23 protein-coding genes are annotated in these 20,761 nt (G+C 42.8%); 18 read left to right on the forward strand and 5 right to left on the reverse strand.

Annotation, left to right across the window (positions count from 1 at the left end; translation table 11 throughout):
* Window positions 1-20 precede the first annotated feature (20 nt).
* The 7 genes from ACXYMX_RS02730 (at window position 21) to ACXYMX_RS02760 (ending at window position 6,117) form a co-directional block, all read left to right on the forward strand.
* A complete protein-coding gene (locus ACXYMX_RS02730; protein ID WP_459042697.1) occupies window positions 21-485 on the forward strand; it encodes a GAF domain-containing protein in 465 nt (154 codons plus the stop codon).
* Complete coding sequence (locus ACXYMX_RS02735; RefSeq protein ID WP_459042698.1) at window positions 482-1,525, forward strand: PAS domain-containing sensor histidine kinase; 1,044 nt, start codon at window positions 482-484, stop codon at window positions 1,523-1,525. Before ACXYMX_RS02730 ends, ACXYMX_RS02735 begins: the two co-directional genes overlap by 4 nt.
* Before the next feature lie 18 nt (window positions 1,526-1,543).
* Window positions 1,544-2,191 carry a response regulator gene (locus ACXYMX_RS02740; RefSeq protein ID WP_459042699.1) on the forward strand — a complete coding sequence of 216 codons (648 nt, stop codon included), beginning with the start codon at window positions 1,544-1,546 and terminating at the stop codon, window positions 2,189-2,191.
* Window positions 2,192-2,209: 18 nt separating this feature from the next.
* Window positions 2,210-2,728: a hemerythrin domain-containing protein gene (locus ACXYMX_RS02745; RefSeq protein ID WP_459042700.1), complete on the forward strand. Its 519-nt coding sequence runs from the start codon at window positions 2,210-2,212 to the stop codon at window positions 2,726-2,728.
* A 155-nt stretch (window positions 2,729-2,883) separates the two neighbouring features.
* Window positions 2,884-4,395 (forward strand): nitrate/nitrite transporter, encoded by a 1,512-nt coding sequence (locus ACXYMX_RS02750; protein WP_459042701.1) that lies wholly within the window; start codon window positions 2,884-2,886, stop codon window positions 4,393-4,395.
* A 170-nt stretch (window positions 4,396-4,565) separates the two neighbouring features.
* The gene (locus ACXYMX_RS02755; RefSeq protein WP_459042702.1) at window positions 4,566-5,585 is read left to right on the forward strand and encodes a ThiF family adenylyltransferase; all 1,020 of its coding nucleotides are present in this window, start codon (window positions 4,566-4,568) and stop codon (window positions 5,583-5,585) included.
* A gap of 16 nt (window positions 5,586-5,601) precedes the next feature.
* Window positions 5,602-6,117, forward strand: coding sequence for a MogA/MoaB family molybdenum cofactor biosynthesis protein (locus ACXYMX_RS02760; protein WP_459042703.1), 516 nt, complete (start codon window positions 5,602-5,604; stop codon window positions 6,115-6,117).
* Window positions 6,118-6,927: 810 nt separating this feature from the next.
* Here ACXYMX_RS02760 and moaC read toward each other — a convergent pair.
* Window positions 6,928-7,422 (reverse strand): cyclic pyranopterin monophosphate synthase MoaC, encoded by a 495-nt coding sequence (gene moaC, locus ACXYMX_RS02765; protein WP_459042704.1) that lies wholly within the window; start codon window positions 7,420-7,422, stop codon window positions 6,928-6,930.
* 73 nt (window positions 7,423-7,495) lie between these two features.
* Here moaC and ACXYMX_RS02770 point away from each other — a divergent pair, with 73 nt between their 5' ends.
* From ACXYMX_RS02770 to ACXYMX_RS02815, 10 genes are all read left to right on the forward strand, one after another.
* A complete protein-coding gene (locus ACXYMX_RS02770; protein ID WP_459042705.1) occupies window positions 7,496-8,752 on the forward strand; it encodes a molybdopterin molybdotransferase MoeA in 1,257 nt (418 codons plus the stop codon).
* Window positions 8,749-9,216: a molybdopterin-guanine dinucleotide biosynthesis protein B gene (gene mobB, locus ACXYMX_RS02775; protein ID WP_459042706.1), complete on the forward strand. Its 468-nt coding sequence runs from the start codon at window positions 8,749-8,751 to the stop codon at window positions 9,214-9,216. Before ACXYMX_RS02770 ends, mobB begins: the two co-directional genes overlap by 4 nt.
* Window positions 9,203-9,649: a molybdenum cofactor biosynthesis protein MoaE gene (locus ACXYMX_RS02780; protein ID WP_459042707.1), complete on the forward strand. Its 447-nt coding sequence runs from the start codon at window positions 9,203-9,205 to the stop codon at window positions 9,647-9,649. Before mobB ends, ACXYMX_RS02780 begins: the two co-directional genes overlap by 14 nt.
* Window positions 9,646-9,879 (forward strand): molybdopterin converting factor subunit 1, encoded by a 234-nt coding sequence (moaD, locus tag ACXYMX_RS02785; RefSeq protein WP_459042708.1) that lies wholly within the window; start codon window positions 9,646-9,648, stop codon window positions 9,877-9,879. Before ACXYMX_RS02780 ends, moaD begins: the two co-directional genes overlap by 4 nt.
* Window positions 9,876-10,445, forward strand: coding sequence for a molybdenum cofactor guanylyltransferase (locus ACXYMX_RS02790; protein ID WP_459042709.1), 570 nt, complete (start codon window positions 9,876-9,878; stop codon window positions 10,443-10,445). Before moaD ends, ACXYMX_RS02790 begins: the two co-directional genes overlap by 4 nt.
* 4 nt (window positions 10,446-10,449) lie before the next feature.
* Complete coding sequence (moaA, locus tag ACXYMX_RS02795; RefSeq protein ID WP_459042710.1) at window positions 10,450-11,460, forward strand: GTP 3',8-cyclase MoaA; 1,011 nt, start codon at window positions 10,450-10,452, stop codon at window positions 11,458-11,460.
* Entirely contained in the window at window positions 11,453-11,611 is a 159-nt protein-coding gene (locus tag ACXYMX_RS02800) for a hypothetical protein (RefSeq protein WP_459042711.1), read from the forward strand. The genes moaA and ACXYMX_RS02800 overlap by 8 nt, the downstream gene beginning before the upstream one ends.
* 794 nt (window positions 11,612-12,405) lie before the next feature.
* On the forward strand, window positions 12,406-13,374 hold the full coding sequence (locus tag ACXYMX_RS02805; RefSeq protein ID WP_459042712.1) for a 2-hydroxyacid dehydrogenase: 969 nt from the start codon (window positions 12,406-12,408) through the stop codon (window positions 13,372-13,374).
* A 14-nt stretch (window positions 13,375-13,388) separates the two neighbouring features.
* Window positions 13,389-13,802: a VOC family protein gene (locus ACXYMX_RS02810; RefSeq protein WP_459042713.1), complete on the forward strand. Its 414-nt coding sequence runs from the start codon at window positions 13,389-13,391 to the stop codon at window positions 13,800-13,802.
* Between the two features lie 257 nt (window positions 13,803-14,059).
* The gene (locus tag ACXYMX_RS02815) at window positions 14,060-14,923 is read left to right on the forward strand and encodes a nuclease-related domain-containing protein (protein WP_459042919.1); all 864 of its coding nucleotides are present in this window, start codon (window positions 14,060-14,062) and stop codon (window positions 14,921-14,923) included.
* 851 nt (window positions 14,924-15,774) lie between these two features.
* On the opposite strand, the gene ACXYMX_RS02820 is transcribed toward ACXYMX_RS02815, so the two are convergent.
* Both ACXYMX_RS02820 and ACXYMX_RS02825 read right to left on the reverse strand, forming a co-directional pair.
* Window positions 15,775-16,701 carry an LCP family glycopolymer transferase gene (locus ACXYMX_RS02820; protein ID WP_459042714.1) on the reverse strand — a complete coding sequence of 309 codons (927 nt, stop codon included), beginning with the start codon at window positions 16,699-16,701 and terminating at the stop codon, window positions 15,775-15,777.
* Window positions 16,702-17,598: 897 nt separating this feature from the next.
* Window positions 17,599-18,825 carry a M20 metallopeptidase family protein gene (locus ACXYMX_RS02825; protein WP_459042715.1) on the reverse strand — a complete coding sequence of 409 codons (1,227 nt, stop codon included), beginning with the start codon at window positions 18,823-18,825 and terminating at the stop codon, window positions 17,599-17,601.
* Window positions 18,826-19,090: 265 nt separating this feature from the next.
* Between ACXYMX_RS02825 and ACXYMX_RS02830 the strand changes: the two genes are divergently transcribed.
* A complete protein-coding gene (locus tag ACXYMX_RS02830) occupies window positions 19,091-19,381 on the forward strand; it encodes a hypothetical protein (protein ID WP_459042716.1) in 291 nt (96 codons plus the stop codon).
* Between the two features lie 106 nt (window positions 19,382-19,487).
* On the opposite strand, the gene ACXYMX_RS02835 is transcribed toward ACXYMX_RS02830, so the two are convergent.
* Both ACXYMX_RS02835 and ACXYMX_RS02840 read right to left on the reverse strand, forming a co-directional pair.
* Complete coding sequence (locus tag ACXYMX_RS02835; protein WP_459042717.1) at window positions 19,488-19,973, reverse strand: hypothetical protein; 486 nt, start codon at window positions 19,971-19,973, stop codon at window positions 19,488-19,490.
* The gene (locus tag ACXYMX_RS02840; RefSeq protein WP_459042718.1) at window positions 19,973-20,761 is read right to left on the reverse strand and encodes a DUF3100 domain-containing protein; all 789 of its coding nucleotides are present in this window, start codon (window positions 20,759-20,761) and stop codon (window positions 19,973-19,975) included. Before ACXYMX_RS02840 ends, ACXYMX_RS02835 begins: the two co-directional genes overlap by 1 nt.

Raw genomic sequence — 20,761 nt, forward strand, 5'->3', positions numbered from 1 at the left:
TGCAGTAGGGGAGTAAAGTTATGGGAGCACAAAAAACATTCAACTACCAACAAGAAATAGATCAGATTAAGCATCTCTTTGACTTCGATTTTGTTGCATTGGCACTTGTTCAACAATCTGAACAACGTTTTGCAATTAAGTGGGAGTGTGTCTCAGGGAATCGGAGCACTCGCTACAAGCGCATCCGATTACAGTCGGGCAAAGGAATAGCCGGACTTGTTTTTAAAACAGGAAAACCTATTTTAGCGGAAGACGTAAATACAACCTTTGGATTATCTGATTTATATAATTATCCAATCATTGTAGCGGAAGGATTGGAAAGTTTCGGGGCGATACCTCTTTATAAATACAACCGTGTCCAAGGTGTCTTACTTGTAGCTTTTCGAACGAAAGATAAAATGACTACTGACTTATTTGAAGCTTTAAAACTAGAAATTGGTCCGAGCTTTGGGCCGTTTTATAATAAGGAGATGGTGAAGCGATGATAGAAATCGAAAGCATTCAATTGACGAATTTGTTAATGAAAATGTACGATAATTCAGCTGAAGCTATCTTCTTTTTTGATCAAAACGGAAAAGTACTATCCATGAATACCTCAGCCCAACTAATTGTCGGTGCTGAGGTATTAGACAAAATGGTACGGGGCGAGGAAAAGGCGATTTGCATGTCTTGTAAAGGGTACACGAATGAAGAAGAGATGCAAACGTGTTTGTCATGCTATTTAGTGAATCCAGTAGATGATTTTAGCTCTTTTCAAGTGTACTTAGATACTGTAGGTAAAGGCGTAATACCGTATACAGCTAGCTACCAAACGATCGATCAAGAAAATGGAATCCGTGTGTTCATGTTGCGCGACTTGACAAGGCAGTACCGGACACAAGAAATTTTAAATCAGAAAACAATGATGAAAAATGTAATAAAAGCGCAGGAAGGTGAACGTAAACGCCTCTCTAGAGAACTACATGATAGCGTTGCTCAAGAAATGCTCAGCACCCTTGTCGATTTGCGTGTATTGAAGTATATGGATGTCAATGCAGATGTATTGAAAAAGCTAAAGCAAACAGAGGAATCGATCATGCGGTTATTAGATGATATACGTCATCTGTCTGTTGAATTAAGGCCATCTGCTTTGGATGACTTAGGTCTTGAAGCTGCGTTTCGAACACATTTTAAAACGATTGAAAATAACTATGGATTGGTCGTTTATTTTACAGCAGAGCTAGAGTCAAAGCGATACGAGGGTGAGATAGAGACGGTTGTATACCGGGTCTGTCAAGAAGCTGTTTTTAATGCACTCAAGTACGCAGGAACAGACGACGTTCACGTGCGCTTTTTCGAGCATGAAAACAATTTAATTTTAACGGTCATTGACGAAGGTGTTGGATTTGATATTCAAAATGTGAATCCATTGGGAACTGGACTAGGGTTATATGGAATGAGAGAACGTGCAGAATTGGTGGGGGGACACCTGAAAATTGAATCGAATTCAAAAGGGACGACTGTGCGATTGGAAATACCACTATGAACGAGGGGGAAATGAAACATGAAAATAATAATCGCGGATGATCACGCCGTCGTTCGTAGTGGGTTTATGCATATTTTAAACTTTCAGGAAGATATGGAAGTTGTAGCTACCGCTGCGGATGGGTTAGAAGCATACGCAATGGTTGCAAAACACCGACCGGACGTATTGTTGCTAGATTTAAGTATGCCGCCGGGAGAAAGTGGCTTAATTGCGACTGGAAAAATTAACGAAGATTTTCCGGAGACGAAGATTCTGATTTTAACGATGCATGACGATGAAGAATATCTATTTCATGTGTTAAAAAACGGCGCTTCCGGATATATTCTAAAAAACGCGCCGGATGAAGAATTGTTATTGGCCGTTCGTACAGTGAATGCAGGGGATACGTACATTCACCCTTCAATGGCTACTTCATTAGTAAGGGAATTCATTAAATACGATACCGGTGTTACAGAAGATGATCCATTTAAAATTTTAACAAAACGTGAAATTGAAGTTTTACCCCTTGCTGCAAAAGGATATGGAAATAAAGAAATTGCAGAAAAACTGTATATTTCAGTGAAAACAGTTGAAGCGCACAAGGCAAGAATTATGGAGAAACTTCAATTGAAAAGTAGGCCAGAACTAGTGGAATATGCACTTCGAAAGAAACTTTTAAACTTTTAACAGAAAGGTGTCTTTTAAATGGCTGAATTTAAGTTTGATTTACCAGCTCTTCGCGTGTTAGAAAATGAACATCGGTATTTAACGTATTTAATGGATGGATGGCATACAATTGTTCTAGCTTTTGAAAGAAATATTTACACGCTAGAAGAGGGTCATGAAGCAGTCCAAACACTTAGGAAACTCCTTATCGAATTTATTGAACCGTACAAAAATCATACAGATAAAGAAGAAGAGTTTTTGTTTCCAATGCTTGCACAATATGTAGGGTCGGATCAGGGACCCGTCAATGCAACGGAAGAAGAACATGAAGAAATCGACGCTTACATCGGTCACTTCCTCCATCATACGCTAGGTGATACGAGCCACATGACGTTGTCAGATTTACAAAAGGTTGTAGGTGATGCAGCAGAAGCTTTTGAGGTAATTACTGTTCATTTTGTAAAAGAGGAATCTGTTTTATTTCCAATGGTGGATTCAATTTTAACGATTAAAGAACAAGATAAGCTGTACGAGCAATTGTATACATCAATACTTTGAATCAAAGAGAATACTAGTTAATAAGGACATATTAGGGTAAACCCTCGTAGGTTAAAGGGGACTACCCAATACATAAACGTAAACAATAAAGTTAACATAAAGGTAGGGAATCAAGGCCAGTTTCATTCCAAAACTAAAGGATTGGATGGATTTGAATGACAAAAAAACTACAATTACCATTACAAACGGCAAACTTAATTGTCGGCTTCATGGTTTGGGTTATCATCTCTTCTTTACTACCATTTATTGTTGAAGATATTTCGATTCCAACTGAGAAACTAGCAATTGTAACAGCGGTACCAATCGTTCTAGGTAGTATCCTCCGTATTCCTATAGGGTATTTCGCAAATATTTACGGGGCACGAATTGTTTTCTTTCTTAGTTTTTTATTTTTACTAATACCAGTATTTTATATTAGTGCGGCCTCCACTTTCACAGATTTAATTATTGGAGGAACTTTCCTAGGAATTGGTGGAGCTGTCTTTTCTGTTGGTGTAACGTCTTTACCAAAGTATTATCCGAAAGAAAGACATGGACTTGTTAACGGAATCTACGGAATCGGGAATTTGGGAACTGCGGTTTCTACTTTTTCTGCACCGATTATTGCAACACAAATTGGTTGGTCGATGACAGTAAAGTTGTATTTAATTCTATTGCTTATCTTTGCGGCCTTAAACTTCTTCCTAGGCGATAAAAAAGAGCCAAGTGTTCGAACGCCGATTGTGGAACAAATTAAAGGTGTATACAAAAATGAAAAGCTTTGGTTCTTCTCCCTATTTTACTTTATTACGTTTGGATCGTTCGTTGCGTTCACAATCTTCTTACCCAATTTCCTAGTTACCTATTTTGGCATAGAAAAAGTAGATGCTGGTATTCGAACAGCTGGTTTTATCGTAGTTGCGACGATATTCCGTCCAATTGGCGGATGGCTTGGCGATAAATTCTCTCCACTTTTTCTATTAATGGGTGTTTTTGGAGGATTGACAGGTGCAGCAGTCATCCTTGCATTTTCCCCATCGATTGGCTTGTATACAGTAGGAAGTATGATTATCGCAGTCTGTGCAGGAACAGGTAATGGTGTCATATTCAAACTAGTTCCGACCTATTTCAATAAACAAGCAGGCGTCGTCAACGGAATTGTATCCATGATGGGTGGCCTAGGTGGATTTTTCCCGCCACTGCTTTTATCGGCAGTGTACTCAATTACAGGTTCGTATTCAATTGGCTTCATGGCATTTTCACAGGTCGCGCTTGTAAGTCTAATCCTCGTTATTTGGTTGTACTATATGGACCGACTTCACTTGTCTGCTCAGGTATTTGAGTCCACAGGTCAAGGGATTCTAGTAACAACTCCAAACGGGACGATCGAAACTGTCAATCCCGCATTTACTAGATTGACAGGCTACTCAAAAGAAGAAGTTATTGGGAAAAACCCCAACATTCTAAGCTCTGGAAGACAGTCTTCCGAATTCTACACGACGATGTGGGGACAAATCGGCCAAGAAGGAATGTGGCAAGGGAAACTGTGGAACAAGAAGAAAAATGGTGAAGAGTATTTGGAACTCATTTCAATAAATGAAGTGAAAGACGAATCAGGGGACATCATTCGTTACGTTGGCACATTTACAGATGTTACAGATCTTACCTCTGAAAAACCAGATTCCTAACGAAATCATGACAAGGTACATTTTTACATGAAAAGAAGTCTCAATTCATGCTATACTATAAGTAGAAAGATAATTACAAATAGTTATGCGATTAATAGATGATGTACAAGGGATTGGGGCTGCTAGCCATTTAGACTAGTAGCCCCTATTTGTTAGGGGGGAGTCGTAAAGTGGAGACTCGTTATTCAAGGCAAACACTTTTCAAGCCGATTGGAACTAAGGGTCAAGAGCGACTGAGTACTGCACATGCCGTCATAATTGGTTGCGGAGCACTAGGCTCAACGGTTTCTGAGACACTGGTCCGTGCCGGAATTAAAAAAGTAACAATCGCTGACCGTGACTACGTGGAAGCATCCAATTTACAAAGACAGCAACTGTTTACAGAACAAGATGCCCTAGACGGAACGCCGAAAGTAGTTGCGGCTGAGAAAAGGCTAAAGGCGATTCGAAGCGACATCGAAATTCGAACAGTTTTAGATCATATCGACGGACCATTGATGGAGGAAATCTCCAAGGATGCGACGATTCTAATAGATGCAACGGACAATTTTGAAACGCGGTTGATGATCAATGACGTCGCATGGAAAACAGGGATTCCGTGGATTTACGGAGCCTGTGTTGGAAGTTCAAGCACGATTTTTCCGTTCATTCCAGGAAAATCCGCCTGTTTCCGCTGTTTACTTCCGGTCTTACCTTCGGTGAATGAAACATGTGATACGTCGGGCATCATTGCACCGGCAGTCCAAATTACCGCAGCGCATCAAAGTGCAGAAGCGTTAAAATGGATCACTGGAAATGAAGAAGCGATGCGAACGAAAGTCTTCCATTCGGATATTTGGAACAACACGAATATCGAAGCAGGGATTTCCCGCATGCGAAACGAAAGCTGCGAAACATGTGGCTCTTCGCCGAGCTACCCGACCCTTAGTGGCGAAAAAGAGACAGGGTATGCCGTTTTATGTGGGCGCGATGCGGTTCAAATTATACCTGAAGCAGGACGCACGTTAACACTTGCGGACGGAGAAGCCGTCGCAAATCGTCTCGGGATACCATATAAAGTCACACCGTTTTTCATTCAATTTCAGACGGATGCGCACCGCTGTATTTTATTCGGCAACGGACGACTTCTCATTCATGGATTGAAAGATATAAAAATAGGTAGAAAACTATACCACCAGCTTTTCGGGTAGAAATGAGGTATGGAAATTGGCACATAACGTTAGTAAGGAAGATAGTTTAGCATTTGCAGTTTTAACAATAAGTGATTCTCGTAAAGAAGCGAATGACCGAAGTGGATCGGCAATTCGAAAGCAGTTAGAAGAGGCTGGACATCAAGTCGTCGCGCGTCAAATCTGCCACGACGAGCGAGTCCAAATCGAAGAAGTTATTGAAAAATGGATAGCGGATTCGAAAATCCAGGTGATTATCACAACAGGTGGAACGGGCATCAGTCACCGCGACATCACGGTCGATACAGTAACGCCTTACTTTACAAAAACACTCGACGGATTTGGAGAACTCTTCCGATTCTTGAGTTACACAAAAGACGTCGGTTCAAAAGCATTGCTAAGCCGCGCGACGGCGGGGATTGTAAATGAAAAAGTTCTGTTTTTACTCCCCGGTTCGGTCAAAGCAGTCGAGCTAGCGATGAATGACTTGATCCTACAAGAAGCGCATCACATTGTGCATGAACTTGGGAAGCATAAGATCGAGGAAGAGTGATTGAGCGGGGGTTCTCGCGGATTGCCCGGAGATTCTTAGTGAAAGCGCGGACATCTTGGCGGATTGCGCGGACAATCCAGGTAAAAGAGCGGACATCTTCACGATGCCCGTACATTCCATGAGAAAGGGCGGAGATTCTCGCGGATTGCCCGGACAATCCTGGTAAAAGAGCGGACATCATCATGATGCCCAGACATTCCATGAGAAAGGGCGGAGAATCTCGCTGATTGCGCGGAGATTCCGGGTGAAAGAGCGGACATCTTCACGAGGCCCGGACATTCCATGTGAAAGCGCGGAGAATCTCACGGATTGCGCGGAGATTCCGGGTGAAAGAGCGGACATCCTCACGAAGCCCGTACATTCCATGCGAAAGGGCGGAGAATCCCGCTGATTGCCCGGACAATCCTGGTAAAAGAGCGGACATCTTCTCGAAGCCGTACATTCCATGCGAAAGCCCGGAGATTCTCGCGGATTGCGCGGACAATCCAGGTAAAAGAGCGGACATCTTCACGAAGCACGTACATCCCATGCGAAAGCCCGGAGAATCTCACGGATTGCCCGGACAATCCTGGTAAAAGAGCGGATATCTTCTCGAGGCCCGTACATTCCATGCGAAAGGGCGGACAATCTCGCAGATTGCGCGGACATTCCGGGTGAAAGAGCGGACATCGTCATTATGCCCGTACATTCCATGAGAAAGCCCGGACAATCTCACGGATTGCGCGGAGATTCCAGATAAAAGCGCGGACATCGTCTCAAAGCCCGAACATCCGACAACCCAACTCTCTCACCAAAACAAAAAACGAACGCTTAAGCGTTCGTTCGTTCGAAGTCACCGTTTTTGCCACCTGTTTTTTTGAGGAGCATTGTTGGGCCGATGATCATTTCTTTACCGGCAGCTTTGCACATGTCGTAAATTGTTAGAGCGGCGGCGGATGCGGCGGTAAGCGCCTCCATCTCAACGCCCGTCAATCCTTTTGTCTTTACTTCGGCTTGAATCGTTACTTCGTAATGGGGAACATTTTTATCAATCACCCATTCGAAGTGAACGTCGACGCCAGTTAATGCAAGTGGATGACACATCGGGATGATGGTTGCAGTATTTTTAGCTGCCATGACAGCCGCGACTTGAGCGACTGCGAAAACATCGCCTTTTTTATTGGTACCTTCCGTAATTTGTGAATGGATAAGTTCGTTCACGATGATGGATGATTTAGCGATTGCTGTTCGTACAGTCGTTGCTTTATCCGAAACGTCGACCATTTTTGCACGACCTTGTTCATTAAAATGCGTTAGTTCAGACATGACAATCATTCCTTCCAATGAATTACTTTGAAACACTATTCTCATTATAGCAGAAGATAGCGAGGGATTTATTTTGGTAGAGATTAGAAAACCAATTACAGTTTTAGAAGCAATTGAACTTGTGAAAGACCATTCAAAGTCTTTGGGTACAGAAACGGTTCCAATTGAAAAAGCATATGGCCGCATACTTGCAGAGCCGATTATCGCAAAGCATGACATTCCACCTTTTGACCGTACGCCTTATGATGGATTTGCGGTACGAGCTGAAGATACCGTCGGAGCATCGGGTGACAACCGGATTCCATTTAAAGTAATTGGAGAAATCGGAGCAGGTCACCTTGCTGAACGAGGACTTGAAAAAGGGGAGGCAATCCGAATTATGACGGGTGCTCAACTTCCTGAAAATGCTGATGCAATCGTCATGTTGGAGCAAACCGTTGAAGAAAAAGATGCTTTCACACTTCGGAAACCTTTTAATTCAGGAGAAAACATTTCCGTAAAAGGTGAAGATGCAGTTGAAGGTGAAGAACTGATTGAAGCTGGCGTGCTCATTCATCCAGGAACGATCGCACTTCTAGCGACATTCGGTTATGCAGAAGTGAAAGTAGCGAAGCGCCCAGTTGCTGGGGTTTTATCCACAGGAACGGAACTACTAAGGGTCGATGAAGAACTAGAGCCTGGAAAGATACGCGATTCCAATGGACCGATGATATTAGCGCAGCTTGACCGCATGCGAATTGACTACAAATCCTACGGCATGCTTGAAGATAATTTGGATGCGTGTACGGATATGGTGAAACGTGCCCTTGCTGAAACAGATTTCTTAATTACAACGGGCGGTGTTTCGGTTGGTGATTACGATTATTTGCCAACAATATACGAGCGAATGGGTGCGAAGGTTTTATTCAACAAAGTGGCAATGCGACCTGGAAGTGTAACGACTGTTGCGGTTCTTGGCGATAAGTTGTTGTTTGGCCTTTCTGGAAACCCTTCTGCCTGCTTTACTGGATTCGAACTGTTTACCCGACCGGCAATTTTACATATGATGAACGCAAAAAATCCATATGTTCCGAATATTAAAGCGAAACTTGGAGACGATTTCACGAAGCCGAATCCGTTTATGAGATTCGTACGAGCGGTATGGGAAATGACTCCGGATGGGCCCGTCGCAACACCTGCCGGATTCAATCATTCAAGCGCAATTGCATCGATTGCACGGGGAAATTGCATTATCGCTTTACCCGGAGGAACAAGAGGATTTACGGCGGGAATGGAAGTCGATATACTCTTGTTAGGTGCCGAACAAGGTCTCCCAAACTGGGGCCTATGAAAACGCTTCATATTGTTGGATTTAAAAATAGCGGGAAAACAACGTTGATTTCCAGATGGGTTCGTTTACTGAAAAAAGAAGGGGATAACGTTGCCGTTTTGAAACACCACGGGCACGGCGGTCCACCCGAACTACCCGATTCGTCAACCGATACGATGCAATTTCTTGGCAGCGGGGCAGACGTTTCCGTTGTTGCTGGTGGGGGAATCGTTCAACTTCATATGAACGAAGAACCGAGCTTTTTGGAAATGAAAACGATCGCGACACAAACAAAACCCGATATTTTATTAATCGAAGGATATAAAGAAGAACGTGGTGAGAAGGTCGTTCTCCTACGTGATGAATCCGACTGGGATGCATTAAAGCATATTCCAGATATACGGCTCGTCGTTCGAAATCGGGACAACGAACAGTTGGATAACTGGCTTTTGGAATGGAGGAAAGGCAGTAATGAAACCATTTGAAATCGTAGAAACACCAATAGAAATGCAAAAATACTCGGACTATGTTTTACATGCTGGCGCTGGCGCAGTAACCATTTTCACCGGAAATGTTCGGGAATGGACACATGGCGTTCGCACACTTTACCTTTCGTATGAGGCATATATTCCGATGGCAGAGAAAAAACTTGCGGAAATAGGCGCTGAAATGGAAGAGAAATGGCCGGGTGTCAAGGTCGCTATCGTTCACCGAATCGGAGAACTGCAAATATCCGATATCGCCGTCCTAATCGCAGTGTCTTCATCCCACCGAAAAGCGGCCTATGAAGCGAATGAATATGCGATTGAACGCATTAAAGAAGTCGTTCCGATTTGGAAAAAAGAAATTTGGGAAGACGGAGAAGAATGGATTGGCGCACAGAAAAAGTATCCAGAGAAAGGAGATCGGTCGAAATGATTCAAGTTCATTATTTTGCACGACTTCGTGAATTAACTGGACAGGCGCAGGAAACCATTGAGCGTGACTCAATGACGGTTCAAGAGTTGCTCGATTGGGCCGAAACAACGTATCCTGGATTTGGCACAGATACGATTCACGTAGCGGTTAATGAGGAATACGCACTGAAAGACGATGTTATTCAATCGGGCGATGTTTGTGCATTTATTCCACCAGTTAGTGGTGGATGAAAACCGTTGGAGTTGTTCTTGCCGGTGGGCTTTCAAGAAGATTTGGGTCGCCGAAAGCGTTTGCTAGGCACGGGGAAAAGTATTTCTACGAGATATCAGTTGATGCGTTAAAAATCCACTCCGACAAAGTCGTTATCGTCTCGCATCCAGACTTGGCCGATCGGTTTCCGGGGGATGAAAATGTGATTTTGGATATATCGGAGTTTCAAGGTCTCGGTCCACTTGCAGGGATCCTGTCCGCGATGGAATCTGTGGAAGCTGATCGCTATATAGTTTTACCTTGCGATATGCCGCATATAACTACGGACGTTGTTTTTGAATTAATCAAAAAACATGAGAATAAAGTCACGGCGGTTTCATCGGGTGGGCGACATCATCCGCTCGTGTCGATTTGGGATTACGGGATGAAAGAGCGATTGTTTCGCACGCTTCGAAGTAGAAAGCTGCGGGTTATGGACGTGTTGGATGAGATGGAAGTGACGTGGATTCCTGGAAATGAACTTACTGAAAATGAGGGTCAAGTGTTCATGAATGTGAATACTCCTGACTTTTTAGAGAGGAATTGAGAAGATGGAAGCGATAAAAGATAAACTGGGCCGCCCGATTCGAGATTTGCGCATATCGGTGACGGACCGTTGCAATTTCAGATGTACGTACTGTATGCCGAAAGAGGTTTTTGGGGACGACTACGTATTCTTACCGAAAAATGAGCTGCTGTCTTTTGAAGAAATCGAGCGCTTCGCGAAACTCTTTGCATCACTAGGAGTGAAGAAATTACGGTTAACAGGCGGCGAACCGCTTATGCGACGAGGGTTGCCGGAGTTGGTTGGCAAACTACTTGCCATCGACGGTATTGAAGATATCGGTTTGACGACAAACGGTGTTCTACTGAAACAACAAGCACAACCCTTATACGACGCAGGTCTTCGCAGGCTAAACATGAGCTTGGATGCAATCAATCCTGAAATTTTCGGAAAAATGAACGGACGTGGAATTAAGCCTGACTTCATTTTAGGGAATATCGAACATGCACAAAAAGTAGGCTTTGAAATAAAAGTAAATATGGTTGTCCAAAAAGGTGTCAACGAAAGTGAAATCCTTCCAATGGCGGCGTATTTCAAAGAGCGTGGAATTACACTTCGCTACATCGAGTTCATGGATGTTGGAAACGACAACGGTTGGAGCTTCAAACAAGTTGTCACGAAAAAAGAAATCTATGAAATGCTGAAAGAAGTATACGAAATGGGGCCGGCGGAAGAAGAGTACTTCGGTGAAGTTGCCAAACGCTATCGCTATTTAGATAACGATGCCCAAGTTGGTTTCATCACATCGGTGTCCGAATCATTCTGTTCATCGTGTACGCGCGCACGACTTTCATCCGATGGAAAATTGTACACATGTCTCTTCGCATCAGAAGGATTCGACCTTCGCGAATTAATCCGAAGTGGCCTTAGCGACGAAGAGTTACTAGAGGAAATCACAAACATCTGGTCACGCAGAGCAGACCGTTATTCCGACGAACGAACCGAGCAAACAGCAAAAAATCGTAAGAAGATCGGTATGAGTTATATAGGTGGCTGAAGTAGGAGCGTTGCTGTACGTCGGCAACGCTTTTTCTGATTTTATGGGGGGAGCGTACATTATCGTGGATTGCGCGGACAAACTATGGGATTGCCCGGAGATTCTGTCGAAAAGCCCGGACAATCCGGGTGAAAGAGCGGACATCGGTTAAAAGGGCTGACATCTTCGCGGATTGCGCGGACATCCCACGGAAAAGCCCGGACAATCCGGGAGAAAGAGCGGACATCGGGTAAAAGTGCTGACATCTTCGTGAATTGCCCGGACATTCAGGCCAAAAGAGCGGACATCAGGTGAAAGCCCTGACATCTTCGCAAATAGCCCTGACATCCCACTGAATTGCCCGGACAATCCGGGTGAAAGAGCGGACATCGGGTGAAAGCTCTGACATCTTTGCGAATAGCCCTGACATCCCAAGGTAATGCCCTGACAATCCGGTCAAAAGAGCGGACATCAGGTGAAAGCCCTGACATCTTCGCAAATAGCCCTGACATCCCACTGAATTGCCCGGACAATCTGGGGTAAAGAGCGGACATCAGGTGAAAGCCCTGACATCTTCTCGAATAGCCCGGACATCCCACGGAAAAGCCCGGACAATCCGGGTGAAAGAGCGGACATCGAGAAAAGGCCCAGACATCTTCTCGAATTGCTCGGACATCCCACGGTAAAGCCCGGACAATCCGGTCAAAAGAGCGGACATCAGGTGAAAGCTCTGACATCTTCGCAAATTGCCCGGACATCCCACAGAATTGCCCAGACAATCCGGGCAAAAGAGCAGACATCAGCCAAAAGCCCAGACATCTTCGCGACTTACCCGGACATTCCACCGAATAGCCCTGACATACTAACCTATTGCCCGAACATCCCACCAATATCCCCACACATCCCTCCTCACAAACCCACAACCTATGCTACACTTATAGAAGTAACCATAAGGGGGCATATTCATTGAAACAAGCGATTTACATCACCAGAAAATTACCAGAAGAAGCTGTTGCGCCACTTCGAGAGAAGTTTGACGTTCGTATGTGGAACTCAGAAAGCGAAACCGTTCCACGCGAAATTTTACTTAAAGAAGTAGCAGATGTTGAAGCACTTTGGGCGGTCATTCCAGACCAAATTAACGAAGAAGTATTCGACGCTGCAAAAAAACTAAAGATCGTTACAAACATGGCAGTAGGATTCAACAACATAGATGTAGAAGCGGCAACGAAAAACGGCGTCGTTGTCACGAACACGCCAGACGTACTTACCGAAACTACGGCGGATCTTGCATTCGGACTTCTACTCGCAACGGCGCGCCGGTTCACTGAAGCCGAAACAGAACTTCGAAAAGGCAACTGGACGTCTTGGTCGCCGATGGAATATACCGGAATGGACGTTGGCGGCGCAACACTTGGTGTCATCGGAATGGGCCGAATCGGTGAAGCCGTCGCACGTCGAGGAAAAGGCTTCAATATGCGCGTCATGTATCACAACCGCAGTCGAAAACCAGAAGCTGAAGCTGAACACGGTTTCGAATACGCAGAACTCGACTCCTTGCTAAAAGAATCTGATTTCGTCGTCATCCTAGCGCCGTTCACACCGGAAACTATCGGACTCATCGGTGAACGAGAACTAGGTCTTATGAAAAATACAGGCGTTCTCATTAACGTTGCACGCGGCGGAATCGTCGATGAAATAGCACTTTACGACGCGCTAAAAAAAGGCACAATTTGGGCTGCTGGACTTGACGTATTTGAAATCGAACCGGTTCCACTTGATCATCCACTTCTTACATTGCCAAACGTCACAGTTCTCCCGCACATCGGAAGCGCATCGATTCGCACCCGACATGCGATGATGAATTTAAATGCAGCAGCAATTAATGATACATTAGAGGGTAAAGAACCCCAAAATCGGGTAAATAAAATCTAAAAGGAGGCGTTATCATGAGAGGTTCAGTAATCCCACATTTAGCGTTTTACGGAGAAGGTAAAGAAGCGGCCGAATTTTACTCAGACTTGCTCGGTCTGGAAGCGGTCTATGTACAGAAATACAGCGATACGGAAGTTCCAGCACCACCTGAAGCCGCAGATTATCTCATTCACTGTCATCTTCAAAAAGGTGATTTCCAGCTCATGCTCGCAGATTCACTAGAAGAAAAGCCCGCTACAATGAAACATGAAGTGACGATGATGATCCAGTGTGAAAGCGACGAGGAAATCGAGCGCTTTTATGACGGCTTCCGCGCGGACGGCGAAGTCATTATGGAACTCCAAGATATGTTCTGGGGCGCAAGGTATGCCAAAGTAAAAGACAAATACGGTTTCATTTGGAACTTGAATTTTGATAAATTGGTATAATAAACTGTTCGTGAAGAATAAAACGGGGATTTCCTATGCACCCATATAGGAAATCCCCATTCTAAAAAACTACTTGAACTATCTACAAAACTCTGTTATCTTACTAGTTAATTAACTTCATTTAAGAACAGGAGGAAAAAGCTATACGCAAAATTAATCGAACCGAATCAGAACTAATTCACGCATTACCGAGACTCCTCGCGCGCTTACCCCAAGAGGATTCAAGACATGAGGAATTAGAAGGGCAACTGTACCGTATCAAAGCAGGATTCACCGGAGAACGTATTGTTGACCGGCATCTTGAAGCACTGGAACTCCCCGAATCCTCAATCATTCTCACCGACATTCACCTTTTTCTAACCTCAGAACTTTCATTCCAAATCGACACATTACTCCTTTCCAAAACATCAATCCTCATCCTAGAAGTAAAGAATATGGCCGGCAGTCTGCGGTTCCTATCAGATCCTCACCAACTCGAACAAACCCATTCATCCGGAAAAGTAACCCTAATTGACTGTCCAATTGTCCAACTGGAAAACACGAAGTATTATTTACAAACGTGGCTCAAAAAACAAGGGATAGATGTTGCGGTAGATGGACAAATTGTCCTTGCGAATAAAAGAAGTAAAGTCGTCCTCGCACCGCCAAAAGCCCCCATCGTTTATTTGAATCGCCTCCGGATGTATTTAGAAAAACTAGAAAAGGAACCTACTCTACACAACGCATCAAAAATTCAGGAAATCAGTAGGGTGATCCTGAAAAACCAAAAACCTTATAATCCATATCCTCTTTGTGAGTATTTCCGCATCGATCCAAACAGCTTAAAAAGAGGCCAACTGTGTTCGATATGCAGCGCCACAATGAGTTTCGTGAATCACAAACAGCGTAAATGCAACGTCTGTCACCAACTTGAAGCAAATAATTACGGGCAAGCGATTACAGACTGGTTCCTTCTTATAAATAACACAATTTCAAATCAAGAGTGCAAACACTTCTTACAACTGAAAAATCGTGACGCCACCCTCTATGCTTTAAAATCTCTTTCTTTGAATAAAATCGGAAACTCCGTAGCAACGAGATACCAATGGCCACGGGGCCGTGCTCTTTTGAATAAAGATTGAATAGAGTGAAGGAGTTGAAAAAGTATGCCCAGGCATACTTTTTTGTTTGAGAAGAATGGGGTTGTCCGTTGAAATGTGGATAATGTCCGGGGAATGTATGAAGATATCCGATCAAATTTGAATAATGTCCGCGCAATCGCATGATGTCCGTTGAAAAGTGGATAATGTGTGGGCAAAGTATGAGGATGTCCGCTCAAATCGGGTTAATGTCCGCGCAATCGCATATTGTCCGGTGAAGTGTGGATAATGTCCGGGCAAAGTATAAGGATGTCCGCTCAAATCCGTATATTGTCCGCGCAATAACATGTTGTCCGTTGAAGTGTGGATAATGTCCGGGGAATATATGAAGTTGTCCGCCCAAATCCGAATAGTGTCCGCGCAATAGCATGTTGTCCGTTGAAAAGTGGATAATGTGTGGGCAAAGTATAAAGATGTCCGCTCAAATCCGAATAATGTCCGCGCAATCGCATATTGTCCGGTGAAAAGTGGATAATGTGTGGGGAAAGTATGAGGATGTCCGCTCAAATCTGTATAATGTCCGCGCAATCGCATATTGTCCGTTGAAAAGGGGATAATGTGTGGGCAAAGTATGAGGATGTTCGCTCAAATCCGTATAATGTCCGCGCAATCGCATGTTGTCCGTTGAAAAGTGGATAATGTCCGGGGAAAGTATAAAGATGTTCGCTCAAATCCATTTAATGTCCGCGCAATAGCATGTTGTCCGTTGAAAAGTGGATAATGTGTGGGCAAAGTATGAAGATGTCCGCCCAATATTTCAAAAAGTAAGAGTAAACTCACTATAAGTCACGGCAAAATGAAAGCACCTAGGGGATGCCTAGATGCTTTGTTCATTACATTTCCAAATGCATTTTCAACTCATTCTGAACGTTTTCTAATTCCGTCTCGTTCATGATGTAGTACCAAATACCGGATTTCATTTCACCAATGCCCTCATTGATGTAGATCTGTTCAACATTTTTCGCAGCGTCTTTATAATTCTTCTGTACTTCGACCATTTCTTCGAATGTCATGTTAGTCTTGATGTTATTTCCAAGAGCACTAAAGATACTCTTATAATTTAGCAAGCTATTAAGTGAGGCACCTTGACTCAATACAGCTTGAATAACTTGTTTTTGCCGGTCTTGCCTCCCAAAGTCACCTCGTGGATCTTCGTACCGCATACGCACAAATGATAGTGCCTCTTCTCCGTTTAGGGACACATCTCCCTTAGGGAAAACGGTACTTCCTACCGTGAAATCGAGTGTGTTGTTTATTTTAATGCCACCAAATGCATCAACAATATCTTTGAAACTATCCATATTAACCTGAACGATGTAATCAATTGGGATGTCCAACAGGTTCTCGACAGTCGCCATAGACATCTCGATACCACCGAATGCATACGCGTGGTTTATTTTATCTTTAAAGTTTTTACCAGCAATTTCTGTATACGTATCACGTGGGATACTTACCATTTTTGTAGATTTTAACTCTGGATTTACAGTCATAACGATAATTGTATCCGAGCGACCTTTATCGTCTTCGCGTTCATCTACACCAAGAACTAGTAGCGAAAATGGTTCCTGTTTACCGAAGGCAACCGCTTCTTCGCGTTTCTCAGACACGGTCCGATCTATTGGCTCATGCATTTCTTTTGCAGTTTCCGTCAAATTCGAGTAAATCATTACTCCGTAAATTACTAGAACACTAACAATAATTCCGAATCCACTTACTATCCAAGGCCACTTTTTCCTTTTCTTTCTTTCAATCTCGCTCATTCATCTTCCTCCATCTATTGGGCTATAAAATTCGAAGTGTATGCATTCGCCCAAATATCTGCATCTTTGTCATAGAGTAATTCCACTAATTCATACGAATAGTTCTTCAAAGTAGAGAAATTCATGTATCGGATCAATCTAAGTGGGGTGTGTAGTAGCAAGGCGACAAAATACACTGGAGCTATTAGTTAGTCTAAAAAAACCAGGGGTACACTTACTCTTCTGATTTACTTTCATTTCAATTAGACGCTTTACATACTGTTTAGGTTCTACTACATGCACCGATTTCCTGCTAGAATACCTTAAATCTTATTAAAAGGAGCATTATATACTAATAGCTTGATGATTTGAGAAGAACTTTATTCATACTATTGAAATCAAATTTATCTTTTCGCTTCAGATAGCTCCTATATAGTGATGTACTACTAGAGCCTGAATTATTCATTAAAATGTGCCGGTGTTCAGTGCAATTGTGATGATAATCAGAGTTTCCCTGATTTATGAGGTGAATAGGATACATTAGTAACTAGTTTAGTTTAGTTCAGTGGTATAAAAGTGGAGAGAAAAGCTGGAATAACACTAAGTTATTATATTCCTAAGAGTGAATATAAAATATTAAAAAAGAGGTTCTATATTTAGTCTTTTAGTTGTCCATATGCTAGTCTCATTGCAAATAGAGGAAGTTATTAAACAGTTGAACAATTATCAGAAACTTGCCCTGTAATCGATATACGATCGTGGAATGGAAATTCAAAAGCACCAGTTGGAATTATTTATAAATGGAAATTAAAGAGTCCAATTCATTGTGATTGGACTCTTTTTTGTCTTTAATTTAGTTTTACTACAAGTGAAGCGAAAGTGGTACAGCTTTTAACTGGAACACTTCTAAACTAGTATTTAGTTTGCAGTCTCGCCAACTGGTGTCTTTTCTTCAACCGTATGTTCATTTTGATAAGCAAGGATAATCGAACAGAAACTTTTTGCAGAGATTGCCATCGCACGTTCATCGAAATTGAATTTTTCATGATGGTGTGGAAAGACATCTTCGTCGTTTGGCATCTGCGCGCCTGTAAAGAAGAAAGATCCTGGAACTTTTTGCGTATAGTATGAAAAGTCTTCTGCTGGCATTACAGGAGGTGTTTCGATAACATTTTCGACACCTGGAATACCTTGCACGGACGTTCTCACAAAATCGGTTTCTTTCGGGTGATTATACAATGAATCGTAGCCTCGTTCATAGGTTACTACCGCACGCGCATCGTTCGCCTCAGCTATCGAAGTTGCGATGCGAGTGATTGAGCGTTCTGCGAGATCACGTACTTCCGGGTTGTACGTGCGAACCGTTCCAGCCATTTCTGCCTTCTCAGGAATAACATTAAATGCATTTCCTGAATGAAAAGCTCCAATGGAAACAACGAGCTGATCTAAAGGGTCGACTCGGCGGCTTGCTATCGTCTGTAAGTTCAAAGCGATTTGAGAAGCGATGATAATCGGGTCAATGGTTTCGTGCGGCATGGCACCGTGACCACCTTTACCGATTACTTCAATCTCGAATTTGTCCGCTGATGCTTGAATATAACCTTCGCGGTAATACACGTTTCCTAGAGGCATAGTACTTTGTAAGTGACATCCAAATATTGCATCGACACCGTCTAAGCAACCGTCTTCAATCATTGGTTTTGCTCCACCAGGTGCTAATTCTTCTGCGAATTGGTGAATAAATACTATAGTACCAGGCAATCTCTCTCGATGTTTTGCTAGTACTTTGGCGGTTGTAAGTAAAGCCGCAGTATGCCCATCGTGTCCGCATGCATGCATCTTGCCTGGGATGGTCGATTTATATTCCACATCTTTCTCATCATGAATAGGTAGTGCATCAAAATCTGCTCGTAAGGCGATGGTTTTTCCAGGTAGACCGCCTTTTAACGTACCAACGACGCCTCTGCCACCGACATTACGTCGTACGTCAATGCCTAGGTTCTCTAAATACTCAGCGATTACTTTCGGTGTCCGTACCTCTTCAAAAGAAATTTCCGGGTGTCGGTGAAAGTCTCTCCGAAGTTCAATCATCTCTGGTTCAAATTCATCGATTGATGCAAAAAGTTGATCTAATAGTTCATTCATCATCAAAACCCCTTTTATATAAAAATAAGTACACACATCTTACTCTACCTCCTTTTGAATGACTATTCAAACTATTGGCTAGTAGAATTAGTAGTACTTTTGTGCAAAGAGAAAAACGTAAGAAGTTGTCCATTGAATAAGGCGGGATTTAATTTTATAGTTTACGGAGTTCATTCCAGCCACGCTTGATCAATTAATTGCTAAGGCACAGCTGCTCGATTTTCTGATATGCTCTACGTAATCATACTATTTGGAGGAGTTTAACATGAGGGAATTAGAATTCAAGAGATTCTTGGCAGAAAGTGAAGGAATTGTCAGTAAGGATAAAGCTGTGGTTTCCCGAGTTTCAAAAGCCTTGAAAGTAGAAAGAGATTTACGTGTGAATTTAGATAGCGTTGTGATAGATGATGAAAAAATGTACAATTTACTCTTGCAAATACGCACTCAAATGAATGAAACGAATGGAGTTTATCAAAACGCAGTTAGAAAGTATTATTTATTCGTAAATGGAAAAGAGTTTCCTAGAATGAAGACTTATGAAAAAAGTCGAGTGTAGTTGGGTGGAAGGCTAAGAGTCGACAAAACAAAAAGAGGGCGTCCTTTCCAAAGAAAGGACGCCCTAATAATAATTTTAACAGTAGCAAACCTATGTGGTGATTATGTTACCTACCCGAAAGCATTAACCCAAGTTGACTGATCACTGCACTTCCTATAAACGTTCCTGTGAAGACAAATACAGCAACGATCGCAATCTTCCAAGACGTTTTTCTTAAATCTGTCAGTCGATCAGCCACCGAAATCCCTGCATATGTAAGGATTGGAGTTGTGATTGAAAGGAAATCAACCGCACGTATTGCCGCAATAAATGTATCAGACATGAGACATAAAATTAATGACGTAATGGAAACCCATCCGAGCACAGGGAAATCTCGTATGACTTTCAACGGAATTTTCTTTGTTAAGTCAGAGACAGCAATTCCAATCATGGAGAACATCCATAAAATCGCTAACCCTAAATAGGTCATTGACGTAACGGGAGTTGAGTCCGGATTCTTTATGAGCTTAATTTGTTGTGTAAATAAAATCAGCCCAATACTTAATAATAAAATGAGGCCATATTTTACGTATTTATTCTTAGTAAATGCCATTATTTATTCCCCCTTGCAAAACGACCGTACATAAATCTCTGTAGAGGTACGGCTAAGAGTACCATCGTAAAGGTGCCTAAGAAACTCGTTAACATCTGACTTGTGGCAGCATAAGCCAGTATCGTTTGTTCCATCTCAGGAACTCGTGCAACCAATGTCGAAGAGGAAGCAACCATCATACTCGACGACCCAACTCCAGATGCCATCGCAAGTGCTTCAACGCGGAAGCCGAGGTCCAGTAAAATGGGTGAAAGGATACTAAAGAAAATGGATCCGAATAACGTTCCGAAAATATAAAGTGACAGCACGCCGCGTCCTTCAGGAGATTCTAACGTGTATTTCTCACTAATATAAGCAAGTTCACCTTCGCGCCCTATTCCTAGAGTTGCACCGATGGCTTCTCTTTTTAATCCAAGAAGTAAAGCAATCGGCAATCCGATTAAGACCGTTCCTAAGTTACCGAGCTCTTGGAATAAAAACACCCAACCGATACCTAAGATTTCTTTAATCTTCGGCGCAACGTCTGCACCGTAACGAGCCATCAATGGAAGCATAATGATAATTAGGTATTTACTTGCAAAATCAACGTTTCCTTTACTATAAATTTTCTTCATAATGCCTTTACGGAATGTTTTCATACCTAAAATCATTGTAATGACGATAGCGAAAACGAGTGGAAGTAAACCGATGGTAAACTTACCGAGTTGAACGGCTTGAAAACCGATAAACTCGGCAATTGTAACAATCACCAGCGAAAAGATGATTAAATAAAGTAATTTTCCCTTCAT

It is taken from the genome of Sporosarcina sp. CAU 1771 (assembly GCF_054482775.1).